Annotated in this window: 13 protein-coding genes; 10 read left to right on the top strand and 3 right to left on the bottom strand. The window is 62.4% G+C overall.

Annotated elements, in window-relative coordinates:
• Nucleotides 1-17: 17 nt before the first annotated feature.
• A complete protein-coding gene (locus IMX18_RS06395; RefSeq protein WP_137137609.1) occupies nt 18-1,460 on the bottom strand; it encodes a SulP family inorganic anion transporter in 1,443 nt (480 codons plus the stop codon).
• 134 nt (nt 1,461-1,594) lie between these two features.
• Here IMX18_RS06395 and IMX18_RS06390 point away from each other — a divergent pair, with 134 nt between their 5' ends.
• Together IMX18_RS06390 and aceA are read left to right on the top strand one after the other, a co-directional pair.
• On the top strand, nt 1,595-2,359 hold the full coding sequence (locus IMX18_RS06390) for a secretin N-terminal domain-containing protein (RefSeq protein WP_013973379.1): 765 nt from the start codon (nt 1,595-1,597) through the stop codon (nt 2,357-2,359).
• A 489-nt stretch (nt 2,360-2,848) separates the two neighbouring features.
• A complete protein-coding gene (gene aceA / locus IMX18_RS06385; protein ID WP_013973380.1) occupies nt 2,849-4,174 on the top strand; it encodes an isocitrate lyase in 1,326 nt (441 codons plus the stop codon).
• A gap of 229 nt (nt 4,175-4,403) precedes the next feature.
• On the opposite strand, the gene IMX18_RS06380 is transcribed toward aceA, so the two are convergent.
• Both IMX18_RS06380 and IMX18_RS06375 read right to left on the bottom strand, forming a co-directional pair.
• The gene (locus IMX18_RS06380; protein WP_015271050.1) at nt 4,404-4,667 is read right to left on the bottom strand and encodes a DUF3077 domain-containing protein; all 264 of its coding nucleotides are present in this window, start codon (nt 4,665-4,667) and stop codon (nt 4,404-4,406) included.
• Nucleotides 4,668-4,823: 156 nt separating this feature from the next.
• Entirely contained in the window at nt 4,824-5,066 is a 243-nt protein-coding gene (locus IMX18_RS06375) for a hypothetical protein (RefSeq protein ID WP_015271051.1), read from the bottom strand.
• A 740-nt stretch (nt 5,067-5,806) separates the two neighbouring features.
• On the opposite strand from IMX18_RS06375, the gene IMX18_RS06370 reads away from it, so the two are divergent.
• The 8 genes from IMX18_RS06370 to nuoH all read left to right on the top strand — a co-directional run bounded on the left by IMX18_RS06370 (nt 5,807) and on the right by nuoH (nt 15,540).
• Nucleotides 5,807-6,469, top strand: a complete 663-nt coding sequence (locus IMX18_RS06370) for a lysoplasmalogenase (RefSeq protein ID WP_217190182.1) — start codon at nt 5,807-5,809, stop codon at nt 6,467-6,469.
• 383 nt (nt 6,470-6,852) lie between these two features.
• Nucleotides 6,853-7,266 (top strand): NADH-quinone oxidoreductase subunit A, encoded by a 414-nt coding sequence (locus tag IMX18_RS06365; RefSeq protein WP_003251427.1) that lies wholly within the window; start codon nt 6,853-6,855, stop codon nt 7,264-7,266.
• 9 nt (nt 7,267-7,275) lie between these two features.
• Nucleotides 7,276-7,953 carry a NuoB/complex I 20 kDa subunit family protein gene (locus IMX18_RS06360; protein WP_003251429.1) on the top strand — a complete coding sequence of 226 codons (678 nt, stop codon included), beginning with the start codon at nt 7,276-7,278 and terminating at the stop codon, nt 7,951-7,953.
• A gap of 78 nt (nt 7,954-8,031) precedes the next feature.
• The gene (nuoC, locus tag IMX18_RS06355) at nt 8,032-9,813 is read left to right on the top strand and encodes an NADH-quinone oxidoreductase subunit C/D (protein WP_013973384.1); all 1,782 of its coding nucleotides are present in this window, start codon (nt 8,032-8,034) and stop codon (nt 9,811-9,813) included.
• 2 nt (nt 9,814-9,815) lie between these two features.
• Entirely contained in the window at nt 9,816-10,313 is a 498-nt protein-coding gene (nuoE, locus tag IMX18_RS06350; RefSeq protein ID WP_003251433.1) for an NADH-quinone oxidoreductase subunit NuoE, read from the top strand.
• The gene (gene nuoF, locus IMX18_RS06345) at nt 10,310-11,689 is read left to right on the top strand and encodes an NADH-quinone oxidoreductase subunit NuoF (RefSeq protein ID WP_015271053.1); all 1,380 of its coding nucleotides are present in this window, start codon (nt 10,310-10,312) and stop codon (nt 11,687-11,689) included. The genes nuoE and nuoF overlap by 4 nt, the downstream gene beginning before the upstream one ends.
• 132 nt (nt 11,690-11,821) lie before the next feature.
• Nucleotides 11,822-14,536 (top strand): NADH-quinone oxidoreductase subunit NuoG, encoded by a 2,715-nt coding sequence (gene nuoG / locus IMX18_RS06340; RefSeq protein ID WP_015271054.1) that lies wholly within the window; start codon nt 11,822-11,824, stop codon nt 14,534-14,536.
• Nucleotides 14,533-15,540, top strand: a complete 1,008-nt coding sequence (gene nuoH, locus IMX18_RS06335; protein WP_003251440.1) for an NADH-quinone oxidoreductase subunit NuoH — start codon at nt 14,533-14,535, stop codon at nt 15,538-15,540. The genes nuoG and nuoH overlap by 4 nt, the downstream gene beginning before the upstream one ends.
• Nucleotides 15,541-15,548 lie beyond the last annotated feature (8 nt).

The raw sequence follows: 15,548 nt of genomic DNA, 5'->3' as shown, positions 1-15,548 counted from the left end.
ACACGCACCAACCCTTCTCAGTGCTGCTCCCCAGCCCGCTTCAGCAGCTTCTTGCAGCGCTCGGACAGATGCACCACCCGCAACTGCTTGCCCGCCCTCGCATACCGCTCCCGCAAGGTCTTCAACGCCGCAATCGCCGAATAATCGACAAAGCTCAAATGCTGGCAATCCAGGGTCACCTTGTCCGGGTCGTTAGCCGGGTCGAACTGGTTCAGGAACACCGTAGTAGAGGCAAAGAACAGCGTGCCATGCACCTGGTAATGCTTGCCCTCCTCTGCATCCTCATGGCTGTCGGCATACAGCTCCCGCGCATGCTGCCAGGCAAAGTTCACCGCCGCGATGACGATGCCGAACAGCACCGCCACGGCCAGGTCGGTGAACACCGTGACCACGGTCACCGCAATGATCGCCAGCACATCGCTCAGCGGCACTTTGTGCAGCACCCGCAAAGACGCCCAGGCAAAGGTCTGCTGCGCCACCACGAACATCACCCCGACCAGCGCCGCCAGCGGAATACGCTCGATCAACGGCGACAGGAACAACACGAACAACAAGACCATAACCCCGGCCACCACCCCCGATAGCCGACCACGGCCATTGGAGCTGAGGTTGATCATGGTCTGGCCGATCATCGCGCAACCACCCATGCCACCGCACAGGCCGGAAACCATGTTGGCCGCGCCCAGCGCCACGCACTCGCGGTCCGGGTAGCCACGGCTCTCGGTGATTTCATCGGTCAGGTTGAGCGTAAGCAGGGTCTCAAGCAGCCCGACCATGGCCATCAGCACCGCATAGGGGGCGATGATCTTGAGGGTCTCGAGGTTCCACGGCACCTCCGGCAGGGCCAGCTGCGGCAGGCCACCGGCGATGCGCGCCATATCGCCCAGGGTGCGTGTGGGCAGGCCAAGCAGGTACACCAGCAAACCAACGCCAAGGATCGCCACCAGCGCTGGCGGCATCGTACGGGTCAACTTCGGCAGCACGTAGACCACCGCCATGGTCAGCGCCACCAGTCCAATCATCAGGTACAGCGGCGTACCGCTGAGCCAGTGCCCGCCCTCCTTGAAGTGTTCCAGTTGGGCCAAGGCGATAACGATCGCCAGGCCGTTGACGAAACCGAGCATCACCGGGTACGGCACCAACCGCACCAGCTTGCCCAGGCGCAGCAAGCCGAACAGCATCATCACTACGCCGCCCAGCAAAACCGTGGCCAGCAGGTACTGCGCACCGTGCTGCACCACCAGCGCAACGATCACCACCGCCATCGAGCCGGCGGCCCCGGAAATCATCCCCGGTCGACCACCGAAAAGCGCCGTCAGGGTGCAGATGATGAAGGCGCCATACAGGCCCATCAGCGGGTTCAGGTGAGCCACCAGGGCAAAGGCGATGCACTCGGGCACCAAGGCGAACGAGGTGGTCAGGCCGGCGAGCACGTCGGCGCGAAGTCGGGCGGGTTTCATGGGCATCCTGTGAGGCGGTCCGGGCGGACGGTACAAAAACAAGGGGCGCGATGTTACGGAATTTGTCTGACAGCGGCCACCGCTCAAGGGGTTCTGTAACGTGAAACCAGCAGAAGCCGGGCAAATTTGCCATCATGAACATTCCACCTGCGGAGATCATGGACATGCCGCTACGCCCCCTATTCGCCGCCTTGCTGCTGGCCGCCAGCCTCACTGCCCAAGCTGCCACCGAGGTATTGCCGCTACAACACCGCAGCAGCGCCGAACTGCTGCCCGCCGCCCAGGCATTCATCGGCAAGGACGGCACAGTCAGCGCCTTCGAGAACAAGCTGATCGTCAACGCCAGCCCCGAACGCATCGACGACCTGCGCACCCTGCTGCAACAACTGGATACCGCACCCAAGCGCCTGCTGATCAGCGTCGACAACAACGACAGCAACTTCCAGGACAACCGTGGCAACGCGCGCGTCATCCACTATGGCACCAGCAACCGTGACGGCGGCATGCAGCAGATTCAGGCCAGCGAAGGCCAGCCGGCGCTGATCCAGATTGGCCAGAGCATCCCGATCACCAGTACCAGCACCGACGGCTACGGGCGCATCCAGAGCAACACCGAATACCGCAACGTGACCCAGGGTTTCTACGTCACCCCCAGCTTGAGTGGCGATACGGTTCGTCTGCAAATAAGCACCAATAATGACCGTATCAGCCAGGAACGTGCTGATGTAGTGAAAGTGCAAAGCACCGACACGACAATCACCGGCAAGCTCGGAGAATGGATCACCCTGGCCGGCTACAACCAGCAGAGCCAAGCCGACCGTAGCGCCTCAAGCCACAGTTACAGCACCCAACGGGGTGAAAACATGACTTTGCGCGTCAAAGTCGACCTTCTCGACTGATCCCAGGCAATTCAAGGCCTCGACCAAAGGCCTTGAAACTGACTGCCAAGTCGCATTAGACCAAAGATGTAGTAAGTGAAAAAAACCACTACAAAACATTTGACAGGGTCTTTTTCCCAAGGGCATGATGGCCTCGCTCCCGCTAATCAGGGGCCCTGGCAAGGGCCTTCGAGGCGCGCTCCTCCCACCCCTGGAGGCGTCTCGTGTCTATACGGCCCACAAGGCGGTTCGACGGGATTGCGACTGCAACGAAGAAGTTGTCCCGAGGGACGGAAGCGCATCACCGCAGTACTGGCAATCGCGTAGCACCGCAGCAAGGCAACCACGAGCCAACCTGCCGGAGCATCCTTTCGCCTGGCCTGCACACCCTTCCCCTTCGAGCCTTCGCGTTCGCCGCCGCACTCCTGCGAACAGGACAGCCGCCAGCTCCTGATCTGCTCCGAGCATCAGCACAATTACCCCAAGATCGATGCGACGAGGTTTATTTCCATGGCACTGACACGCGAACAGCAAATTGCAGCCCTCGAGAAAGACTGGGCCGAGAACCCGCGCTGGAAAGGCGTGACCCGTACCTACACCGCCGCTGATGTCGTTCGCCTGCGTGGCTCCCTGCAGCCGGAGCACACCCTGGCCCGCCTGGGTGCAGAAAAACTGTGGAAGTTGGTCACCGAAGGTGCCCACCCGTCCTTCCGCCCAGAAAAAGATTTCGTCAACTGCATGGGCGCCCTGACCGGCGGCCAGGCAGTGCAGCAGGTCAAGGCCGGCATCCAGGCCATCTATCTGTCCGGCTGGCAGGTTGCCGCCGACAACAACTCGGCCGAGTCCATGTACCCTGACCAGTCGCTGTACCCGGTCGACTCGGTACCGACCGTGGTCAAGCGCATCAACAACGCCTTCCGCCGCGCCGACCAGATCCAGTGGAAAGCCGGCAAGAACCCGGGTGACGATGGCTACATCGACTACTTCGCACCGATCGTGGCCGACGCCGAAGCCGGTTTCGGTGGCGTACTGAACGCCTACGAGCTGATGAAGAACATGATCGAAGCAGGCGCCGCCGGTGTGCACTTCGAAGACCAGCTGGCCTCGGTGAAAAAATGCGGCCACATGGGTGGCAAGGTACTGGTACCGACCCAGGAAGCCGTGCAAAAGCTGGTGGCAGCGCGCCTGGCAGCTGACGTATCGGGCGTGCCGACCATCATCCTGGCCCGTACCGACGCCAACGCCGCCGACCTGCTGACCAGCGACTGCGACCCGTACGACCAGCCGTTCGTGATTGGCGAGCGCACCCGTGAAGGCTTCTACAAGGTACGCGCCGGCCTCGACCAGGCCATCGCCCGCGGCCTGGCCTACGCGCCGTACGCCGACCTGATCTGGTGCGAAACCGCCAAGCCGGACCTGGACGAAGCCCGCCGCTTCGCCGAAGCGATCAAGAAGGAGTATCCGGACCAGATCCTGTCGTACAACTGCTCGCCTTCCTTCAACTGGAAGAAGAACCTGGACGACGCGACCATCGCCAAGTTCCAGCGCGAGCTGTCGGCAATGGGCTACAAGCACCAGTTCATCACCCTGGCCGGCATCCACAACATGTGGCACGGCATGTTCAACCTGGCGCACGACTACGCCCGCAACGACATGACCGCCTACGTGAAGCTGCAGGAGCAGGAATTCGCTGACGCCAACAAAGGCTACACCTTCGTGGCGCACCAGCAGGAAGTGGGCACTGGCTACTTCGACGACATGACCACCGTGATTCAGGGTGGCGCATCGTCGGTGACTGCACTGACCGGTTCGACCGAGGAAGAGCAGTTCCACTGATAGTGGGTTGCTGTTGAAGAAAGGCCCGAGGCTTGTTAAAGCCCCGGGCCTTTCTTTTGGGTCTGTACCCAGAAATACACGGAACCTGTAGGAGCGGCCTTGTGTCGCGAAAGGGCTGCAAAGCAGCCCCAGCATTTTTTGCCTCGATGCTTAAATCCTGGGGCCGCTCTGCGGCCCTTTCGCGACACAAGGCCGCTCCTACAAAGCAATCGCGAAGCCCTGCAATACCTCAGTGCTTCATGCCCAGCTCCGCATCATCCATCAGCGCCTTGGCCATCGCGCTCAGATAGTGGGCGGCCCAGATCATCATCGGTTTCTCATCCATCAGGCCGGTGATGGTCAGTTCGCGCACGTAACCCATCAATTCCGAAGACTGCTCGCGGGCGTCACGACAGGGAATGCCTGACTCGATGCGGAACAGTGGGTGGGTGCCGTTTTCGCCTTGGTAGAACGTGGTCTTGCCGACAGTGAATTGGGTGTCTTCTGTGGTCATTTTTGAATCCCCTGAAAATTCTCGACTGCCTGGACGGGCCCTTTCGCGGGTAAACCCGCTCCCACAGGGACTGTGCAAGCCTTGAAGACTGTGGTGATCCTGTGGGAGCGGGTTCACCCGCGAAGAGGCCCGCCCAGACAACACATCACTCAAGCCTCAGTGCAAAGTCCGAGGCTCAGCGGGCATCTGCACCTGGATCAATGCCGACTCAAGCAAAGCCCGCAGCGCCTCAAGCTCATGCATCGAGGTCATCATCAGGATCGACGCCGGTGATTTGGGCTGCACCAGCAAGGCCTGATGCACCACGGTCGCCGCGCACAGTGCGTAGTCGGTGGCCTGGATCAGGGTGTCTTCGAGGGAATGGGGGTTGTGGGGTGGATCGGGGACAACTTTCAGCATGACTCGCTCCTTTCTTTCCTGTTTGGCTACCATCCGCCCGCTGTCAAACGGTTGGGTGGCAGCTATGCGCGGGTTGACAGACCGGTGGAAAGAAAGAAAGACCGGCGCACGCGAGCGTGCCCACACGCACAGCCGCCATTGAGGCAAAGCGAGTGCACCTTCTTTCAATTCCGGCCTGTCAAAGCCGTGTCGTTGATGTGCAACGGCACGCCGAGACTAGAGCGCTGCCACAGCAGCCGCAACGGAAAAAAGGCGGCAAGAGTATGTTTGGGAAATGGCCTACATGGAAGGGGTTAAATCCGACATCTCAGGTGTTCTGCGCCCGGTTGCGTCAGGGCGGCGAGGTGCCTGCCTTGGTTTTTGCGGTGTTGCATAGATCGAGCGCCGCCCGCGCGGCGCTTCGCGGGACAAGCCCGCATTTGTTGCAACGTGGCCATGCCTGTGGGAGAGGCGTTGTCCGCCTTGGCGCATGACTTGAGACAGATGGGACGGCAGCAGTTCCAGTCGAGAAATCAGGCCAGGGCAACCAGGCTGACAACCATGGCCTGACAGGTTCGGCACGTTGCAACAAATGTGGGAGCGGGCTTGTCCCGCGAAGCGCCGCGCGGGCGGCGCTCGGTCTCACAGGCGCCACATTCCTTTCATCAAGCCCATGGCAGCCCCAACACAATCCAAAGGCATCACCGGCAAAACCCACGATCAGGTCTATGCTTGAGGCAGCCCAGCCGCAAGGACCGCCCATGCCTCGCCCAAGCCACCTGATGATTCTCGCCTTGGCCGCCGCCGCCCTCTATATATATGCACTGGCCTGCGACAACACCTTGCTCGCCCTCCTGGCCAAACCGATCCCGGTACTGACCCTGATCGCCTGGCTGCGCAGCACCCCTGCCACACCTTATCGCCAGTGGATCACCCTCGGCCTGGCACTCTCGGTACTCGGCGACATCCTGCTGGCCATCCCCGCCGACCTGTTCGTGTTCGGCCTTGCTGCCTTCCTCTGCGCCCACCTGGCCTACCTGCGCGCCTATTGCAGCCAGACCCTGCGCCCAGCCCTGCCCGCACTGCTGCTGAGCGGCATCACCGGCATCACTCTGCTCGGCGTACTGGCCAGCCGCGGCCTCGGCCCACTACTGATCCCGGTCGCGCTCTACGCCTTGGCCATCAGCGCCATGCTCTGGCGCGCCCTGGCCTGTGGCGGGCTCGCCGCGCTCGGCGCCTGCCTGTTCGTGCTTTCCGACAGCCTGATCGGTATCGACCGCTTCGTCAGCCCGTTCGCCGCCGCGCCGTACCTGATCATCCTCACCTACTGGCTCGGCCAATGGGCGATCGCTTCATCAGCCAGTCATCGCTCAATCGGTAAAGTATTGACCCAGGGCGGGGCAAGCGGCGTCAGAAGCTGCTAGAACAGGCGTTTTTTGCATTTGCAAGTAGGGGGAATCGCCAGATGAACTTTACAAGACACAGAACAACGGAAATATCAGACATCAGATCAAATGATATTAATTATCATTTCGAAACTTGCAATTCGTTACCATTCGCAGGAAACATAATTAACAAAACCGCACGCAATGCCCGAATCTCAAGGCTTTCAGCCAGTTACAAGCGGCTTTTGTACTTAATCCTACGAATAAATTTGCTACAGAAATTTTACTTGCACGGGGTTTACCCATAAAATCAGCGCGATTGATTCAGCTGCGACATTTGGTCACTGCATGTGCGACACCAGGTCGCCGCTCTACACTTATTTCAGACTGCAGAGCTGGGTCTCTGTATAAGGATCTCTAGCATGTCCGATTCGGCAGGACTCATCGCCCACAACTGGGGCTTTGCCATCTTCCTCCTGGGTGTCGTCGGCCTGTGCGCCTTCATGCTCGGCCTTTCCAGCCTGCTCGGTAGCAAGGCCTGGGGCCGCGCCAAGAACGAACCCTTCGAATCCGGCATGCTACCCGTCGGCAGCGCCCGCCTGCGCCTGTCCGCCAAATTCTATCTGGTCGCGATGCTGTTCGTGATCTTCGATATCGAAGCCCTCTTTCTCTTTGCATGGTCTGTGTCCGTCCGCGAAAGCGGCTGGACCGGATTCGTCGAAGCACTCGTTTTCATAGCAATTCTGTTGGCTGGTCTTGTCTACCTATGGCGCGTCGGGGCACTTGATTGGGCTCCCGAAGGTCGCCGCAAGCGGCAAGCGAAGCTGAAACAATGAGGCTTTGGCATGCAATACAATCTCACCAGAATCGATCCGGATGCGCCCAACGAGCAGTACCCGGTCGGTGAACGGGAAACCGTCACTGATCAACTGCTGGAGGACCAGGTCCACAAGAACATCTTCATGGGCAAGCTTGAAGATGTGCTGCGTGGCGCGGTCAACTGGGGTCGCAAGAACTCCCTCTGGCCGTACAACTTCGGCCTGTCCTGCTGCTACGTGGAAATGACCACGGCCTTCACGGCACCCCACGACATCGCCCGCTTCGGCGCCGAAGTCATCCGGGCATCGCCGCGTCAGGCCGACTTCATGGTCATCGCCGGTACCTGCTTCGTCAAAATGGCGCCGATCATCCAGCGCCTGTACGAGCAGATGCTCGAGCCGAAATGGGTAATTTCCATGGGTTCGTGCGCCAACTCCGGCGGCATGTACGACATCTACTCGGTCGTTCAGGGGGTCGACAAGTTCCTCCCCGTGGACGTCTATGTGCCCGGCTGCCCGCCACGCCCTGAGGCTTTCCTGCAAGGCTTGATGCTGCTGCAGGAGTCGATCGGCCAAGAACGACGCCCGCTTTCCTGGGTTGTTGGTGATCAAGGTATTTACCGTGCCGAGATGCCAGCCCAGAAAGACCTGCGTCGTGAGCAGCGCATTGCAGTAACCAACCTGCGCAGCCCCGACGAAGTCTGATCCAGCGACCTGCCGCCCGCTCCCCTGGAGCCGGCGGCCTGGCTTCATTCTTAACGTTGACCCAAAGCGACCGAGACCATGACAGCGGACAACGCTATTTTCATTCCGCCCTACAAGGCTGACGACCAGGATGTGGTCGTCGAACTGCACAACCGTTTTGGCGCCGAAGCATTCGTCGCCCAGGAAACCCGCACCGGCATGCCCGTGCTGTGGGTCAAGCGCGAGCAGCTCAAGGAAGTGCTGAGCTTCCTGCGCGGCGTAGCCAAACCGTACAGCATGCTGTACGACCTGCACGGCGTCGACGAGCGCCTGCGCACCCAGCGCCGCGGCCTGCCAGCCGCCGACTTCAGCGTGTTCTACCACCTGCTGTCGATCGAGCGTAACAGCGATGTGATGATCAAGGTGTCGCTCAGCGAAGGCGACCTGAACCTGCCGACCGTGACCGGTATCTGGCCGAACGCCAACTGGTACGAGCGCGAAGTCTGGGACATGTTCGGCATCGACTTTGCCGGCCACCCGCACCTCAGCCGCATCATGATGCCGCCCACCTGGGAAGGCCACCCGCTGCGCAAGGACTACCCGGCCCGCGCTACCGAGTTCGATCCCTACAGCCTGACCCTGGCCAAGCAGCAGCTTGAAGAGGAATCGGCACGCTTCAACCCTGAAGCCTGGGGCATGAAGCGCCAGGGCGCCAACGAGGACTACATGTTCCTCAACCTCGGCCCCAACCACCCTTCCGCGCACGGTGCCTTCCGTATCGTCCTGCAGCTGGACGGTGAAGAGATCGTCGACTGCGTACCGGACATTGGCTACCACCACCGTGGCGCCGAAAAAATGGCCGAACGCCAGTCCTGGCACAGCTTCATCCCCTACACCGACCGTATCGACTACCTCGGCGGGGTAATGAACAACCTGCCGTACGTGCTCGCGGTCGAGAAGCTGGCCGGCATCAAGGTGCCACAGAAGGTCGACACCATCCGCGTGATGCTGGCCGAGTTCTTCCGTATCACCAGCCACCTGCTGTTCCTGGGTACCTACATCCAGGACGTCGGCGCCATGACCCCGGTGTTCTTCACCTTCACCGACCGCCAGCGCGCGTACACCGTGATCGAAGCGATCACCGGTTTCCGCCTGCACCCGGCCTGGTACCGCATCGGTGGCGTTGCCCACGACCTGCCGCGCGGCTGGGACAAGCTGGTCAAGGACTTCGTCGAATGGCTGCCCAAGCGCCTCGACGAGTACGAAAAGGCCGCCCTGCAGAACAGCATCCTCAAGGGCCGTACCATCGGCGTTGCCGCGTACAACACCAAGGAAGCCCTGGCCTGGGGTACCACCGGTGCCGGCCTGCGTGCCACCGGTTGCGACTTCGACCTGCGTAAAGCCCGCCCCTACTCCGGCTACGAGAACTTCGAGTTCGAAGTACCGCTGGCCCACAACGGCGATGCCTACGATCGCTGCATGGTCCGTGTCGAGGAGATGCGCCAGAGTATCCGCATCATCGACCAGTGCCTGCGCAACATGCCGGAAGGCCCGTACAAGGCGGATCACCCGCTGACCACGCCGCCGCCGAAAGAGCGCACCCTGCAGCACATCGAAACCCTGATCACGCACTTCCTGCAAGTCTCGTGGGGCCCGGTCATGCCGGCCAACGAGTCGTTCCAGATGATCGAGGCGACCAAGGGCATCAACAGTTACTACCTGACGAGCGATGGCGGCACCATGAGCTACCGCACCCGGATCCGTACCCCGAGCTACCCGCACCTGCAGCAGATCCCTTCGGTGATCAAAGGCAGCATGGTCGCCGACCTCATTGCGTACCTGGGCAGTATCGACTTCGTTATGGCTGACGTGGACCGCTAAGCATGAACAGCACGCTTATCCAGACAGACCGTTTCGCCCTGAGCGAAACCGAGCGCTCGGCCATCGAGCACGAAATGCATCACTACGAGGACCCGCGCGCGGCGTCCATCGAAGCCCTGAAGATCGTCCAGAAGGAACGTGGCTGGGTGCCGGACGGCGCCATCCACGCCATCGGCGAAGTACTGGGCATCCCGGCCAGCGACGTCGAAGGTGTCGCCACCTTCTACAGCCAGATCTTCCGTCAGCCGGTCGGCCGCCACATCATCCGCGTGTGCGACAGCATGGTCTGCTACATCGGCGGCCATGAATCCGTGGTCAGCCAGATTCAAAGCGAACTGGGCATCGGCCTGGGCCAGACCACCGCCGACGGCCGCTTCACCCTGCTGCCGGTATGCTGCCTGGGCAACTGCGACAAGGCCCCGGCGCTGATGATCGACGACGACACCTTCGGTGACGTGCAGCCGGCTGGTGTTTCCAAATTGCTGGAGGGTTACGTATGACCATTACTTCCTTCGGCCCGGCCAACCGCATCGCGCGCACGGCCGAAACCCACCCGCTGACCTGGCGCCTGCGTGACGACGGCGAGCCGGTCTGGCTTGCCGAGTACGAATCGAAGAACGGCTACGCTGCCGCCCGCAAGGCGCTGGCGCAGATGTCGGCCGACGACATCGTGCAAAGCGTCAAGGACTCCGGCCTCAAGGGGCGCGGTGGTGCAGGCTTCCCCACTGGCGTGAAGTGGGGCCTGATGCCCAAAGACGAATCCATGAACATCCGCTACCTGCTGTGCAACGCGGACGAAATGGAACCGAACACCTGGAAAGACCGCATGCTGATGGAGCAACAGCCCCATCTACTGGTAGAGGGCATGCTGATCAGCGCCCGCGCCCTGAAGGCCTACCGTGGCTACATCTTCCTGCGTGGCGAATACACCACCGCAGCGAAGAACCTGAACCGCGCCATCGAGGAAGCCAAGGCCGCCGGCCTGCTGGGCAAGAACATCCTCGGCAGCGGTTTCGATTTCGAGCTGTTCGTGCACACCGGTGCCGGCCGCTACATCTGCGGTGAAGAAACCGCACTGATCAACTCGCTGGAAGGCCGCCGCGCCAACCCGCGCTCCAAGCCGCCCTTCCCTGCCGCCGTGGGCGTGTGGGGCAAGCCGACTTGCGTGAACAACGTCGAAACCCTGTGCAACGTCCCGGCCATCGTCGCCAACGGCAACGACTGGTACAAGTCGCTGGCCCGTGAAGGCAGCGAAGACCACGGCACCAAGCTGATGGGCTTCTCCGGCAAGGTGAAGAACCCGGGCCTGTGGGAACTGCCTTTCGGCGTCACCGCCCGCGAACTGTTCGAAGACTACGCCGGCGGCATGCGCGACGGCTTCAAGCTCAAGTGCTGGCAGCCAGGTGGCGCCGGTACCGGCTTCCTGCTGCCCGAGCACCTCGACGCGCAGATGTACGCCGGCGGCATCGCCAAGGTCGGCACCCGTATGGGTACCGGTCTGGCAATGGCGGTGGACGACAGCATCAACATGGTTTCGCTGCTGCGCAACATGGAAGAGTTCTTCGCCCGCGAATCGTGCGGCTGGTGCACCCCATGCCGTGACGGCCTGCCATGGAGCGTGAAGATGCTGCGCGCACTGGAGAAAGGCCAGGGCCGCGCCGAAGACATCGAGACGCTGCTGGGCCTGGTCAACTTCCTCGGCCCTGGCCGTACCTTCTGTGCTCACGCACCAGGTGCCGTCGAGCCGCTGGGCAGTGCCATCAAATACTTCCGGTCCGAGTTCGAGGCCGGTGTCGCTCCAGCTGCGGCTGGCGATGCCCTGCGCCCCGACCTGGCCAAGCCAATCCAGGCCGGGCCGATCGTGGTCGGCGCATAACAAGATGATTAGGCGGGTGGTCCGTGCCACTCGCCAGCTTGCCGGCAGGCCCGAGAAATCGTGGCGTGTCGCAAGCTCACCGATTTCCATTAGCCACGCCCGCTCACGCGGGCCAACGAAGAACTTTGAACAATGGCCACTATCCACGTAGACGGCAAAGCGCTCGAAGTCAACGGTGCAGACAACCTGTTACAGGCCTGTCTGTCGCTCGGCCTCGACATCCCTTATTTCTGCTGGCACCCGGCGCTTGGTAGCGTTGGCGCCTGCCGGCAGTGCGCGGTCAAGCAGTACACCGACGAGAACGACACCCGCGGTCGTATCGTCATGTCCTGCATGACCCCTGCCTCCGACGGCACCTGGATCTCCATCGACGATGAAGAGTCCAAGGCGTTCCGCGCCAGCGTCGTCGAATGGCTGATGACCAACCACCCGCACGACTGCCCGGTGTGCGAGGAAGGCGGTCACTGCCACCTGCAGGACATGACGGTAATGACCGGCCACAACGAGCGCCGCTACCGTTTCACCAAGCGTACCCACCAGAACCAGGACCTCGGCCCGTTCATCGCCCATGAGATGAACCGCTGCATCGCCTGCTACCGCTGCGTGCGCTACTACAAGGACTATGCCGGTGGTACCGACCTGGGCGTTTACGGCGCCCACGACAACGTGTACTTCGGCCGCGTCGAAGACGGCGTGCTGGAAAGCGAATTCTCCGGCAACCTGACCGAGGTCTGCCCGACCGGCGTGTTCACCGACAAGACCCACTCCGAGCGCTACAACCGCAAGTGGGACATGCAGTTTGCCCCGAGCATCTGCCACGGCTGCTCCAGCGGCTGCAACATCAGCCCGGGCGAGCGCTACGGCGAACTGCGTCGGGTGGAAAACCGCTTCAACGGCTCGGTAAACCAGTACTTCCTGTGCGACCGTGGCCGCTTCGGCTATGGCTACGTCAACCGCAAGGATCGCCCACGCCAGCCACACCTGGCCGACGGCACCAAGCTTGGCCTGGACGCCGCCCTGGACAAGGCCGCCGACCTGCTGCGCGGACGTACCATCGTCGGTATCGGCTCGCCACGCGCCAGCCTGGAAAGCAACTACGGCCTGCGTGAGCTGGTCGGTGCCGAGTACTTCTACTCGGGTATGGAAGCCGGCGAACTGGCCCGCGTACGCCTGGCCCTGAACGTGCTGAACAACAGCCCGCTGCCGGTCCCGACCCTGCGCGACATCGAAGACCACGACGCCGTGTTCGTGCTCGGTGAAGACCTGACCCAGACCGCTGCCCGCGTCGCCCTGGCCGTGCGCCAGGCCACCAAGGGCAAGGCCGAGGCCATGGCCGAAGCGATGAAGGTGCAGCCGTGGCTCGACGCCGCCGTGAAGAATATCGGCCAGCACGCGCTGTACCCGCTGTTCATCGCTTCGCTGGCTGAAACCAAGCTGGACGACGTCGCCGAAGAATGCGTGCACGCCGCCCCGGCCGACCTGGCCCGCATCGGTTTCGCCGTGGCCCACGCCATCGACCCGAGCGCCCCTGCCGTCGAAGGCCTGGACGCCGAAGCGAAAGCCCTGGCCCAGCGCATCGCCGACGCCCTGGTCGCGGCCAAGCGCCCACTGGTCGTAGCCGGTACCTCGCTGGCCGACCCCGCGCTGATCGAAGCCGCCGCCAACATCGCCAAGGCGCTGAAGCTGCGCGAGAAGAACGGCTCGCTGAGCCTGGTGGTGCCTGAAGCCAACAGCCTCGGCCTGGCCATGCTCGGTGGCGAGTCGGTCGATGCCGCGCTGGACGCGGTCATCAGCGGCAAGGCCGACGCCATCGTCGTGCTGGAAAACGACCTGTACGCCCGCGTACCGGCCGCCAAGGTCGATGCAGCCCTGGCCGCGGCCAAGGTAGTGATCGTTGCCGACCACTCGAAAACCCCGACTGTCGACCGCGCCCACCTGGTGCTGCCGGCCGCCTCGTTCGCCGAAGGCGACGGTACCCTGGTCAGCCAGGAAGGCCGCGCCCAGCGCTTCTTCCAGGTCTTCGACCCGCAATACCTGGACAGCAGCATCCAGATCCACGAAGGCTGGCGCTGGATGCACGCCCTGCGTGCCACCCTGCTGAACAAGCCGGTCGACTGGACCCAGCTGGATCACGTCACCAGCGCCTGCGCCGAAGCCGCCCCGCAACTGGCCGGTATCGTCAACGCCGCGCCAAGCGCCGCGTTCCGCATCAAGGGCATGAAACTGGCCCGTGAGCCGCTGCGCTACTCCGGCCGTACCGCCATGCGCGCCAACATCAGCGTGCACGAGCCGCGTACTCCGCAAGACAAGGACACCGCGTTCGCCTTCTCCATGGAAGGCTACTCGGGTTCGGCCGAACCGCGTCAGCAAGTGCCGTTCGCCTGGTCGCCGGGCTGGAACTCGCCGCAAGCCTGGAACAAGTTCCAGGACGAGGTCGGTGGCCACCTGCGTGCAGGTGACCCGGGCGTACGCCTGATCGAACCGCAAGGCGACCGCCTGCACTGGTTCAATACCATTCCGGGCGCCTTCAACCCGGCCCGTGGTACCTGGACTGCCGTGCCGTTCTTCCACCTGTTCGGCAGCGAAGAAAGCTCCTCGCGCGCCGCACCGGTACAAGAGCGCATCCCGGCAGCCTACGTGGCCCTGGCCAAGTCCGAAGCCGACCGCCTGGGCGTCAACGACGGTGCCCTGCTGAGCCTGAACGTTGCCGGTGTGGCTCTGCGCCTGCCGCTGCGTATCAATGAAGAGCTGGGCGCTGGCCTGGTCGCGTTGCCGAAAGGCCTGGCCGGCATTCCGCCTGCCATCTTCGGTGCATCCGTCGAAGGTCTGCAGGAGGCAGCACAATGAGCTGGTTCACCCCCGAAGTGATCGATGTGATCCTGACCGTGCTGCGGGCCATCGTGGTCCTGCTGGCGGTGGTGGTCTGCGGCGCGCTGCTCAGCTTCGTCGAGCGCCGCCTGCTGGGCTGGTGGCAGGACCGTTACGGTCCGAACCGCGTCGGCCCGTTCGGCATGTTCCAGATCGCTGCCGACATGCTGAAGATGTTCTTCAAGGAAGACTGGAACCCGCCCTTCGTCGACCGCGTGATCTTCACCCTGGCACCGGTAGTGGCCATGAGCGCCCTGCTGATCGCCTTCGTGGTCATCCCGATCACCCCGACCTGGGGCGTCGCCGACCTGAACATCGGCCTGCTGTTCTTCTTCGCCATGGCCGGCCTGTCGGTCTACGCGGTGCTGTTCGCCGGCTGGTCGTCGAACAACAAGTACGCCCTGCTGGGCAGCTTGCGCGCCTCGGCACAGACCGTGTCGTACGAAGTGTTCCTGGGCCTGGCGCTGATGGGCGTGGTGGTGCAGGTGGGTTCGTTCAACATGCGCGACATCGTTGAATACCAGGCCCAGAACCTGTGGTTCATCATTCCGCAGTTCTTCGGCTTCTGTACCTTCTTCATCGCTGGCGTCGCCGTGACTCACCGTCACCCGTTCGACCAACCCGAAGCGGAACAGGAACTGGCCGACGGCTACCACATCGAGTATGCCGGCATGAAATGGGGCATGTTCTTCGTCGGTGAGTACATCGGCATCATCCTCATCTCGGCGCTGCTGGTAACCCTGTTCTTCGGCGGCTGGCACGGCCCGTTCGGCATCCTGCCGCAACTGTCGTTCCTGTGGTTCGCGCTGAAGACCGCGTTCTTCATCATGCTGTTCATCCTGCTGCGCGCATCGATCCCGCGCCCACGCTATGACCAGGTGATGGACTTCAGCTGGAAGTTCTGCCTGCCGCTGACCCTGATCAATTTGCTGGTGACCGCTGCGATCGTGCTCTACAACACGCCAGCCGTCGCGGCCCAGTGAGGATTTGA

The sequence above is a fragment of the Pseudomonas shirazica genome (assembly GCF_015168335.1).
GTDB lineage: Bacteria > Pseudomonadota > Gammaproteobacteria > Pseudomonadales > Pseudomonadaceae > Aquipseudomonas > Aquipseudomonas asiatica.
The sequence above is the reverse complement of the archived record's forward strand: the minus strand, read 5'-3'. Positions and strand labels throughout refer to the sequence as shown.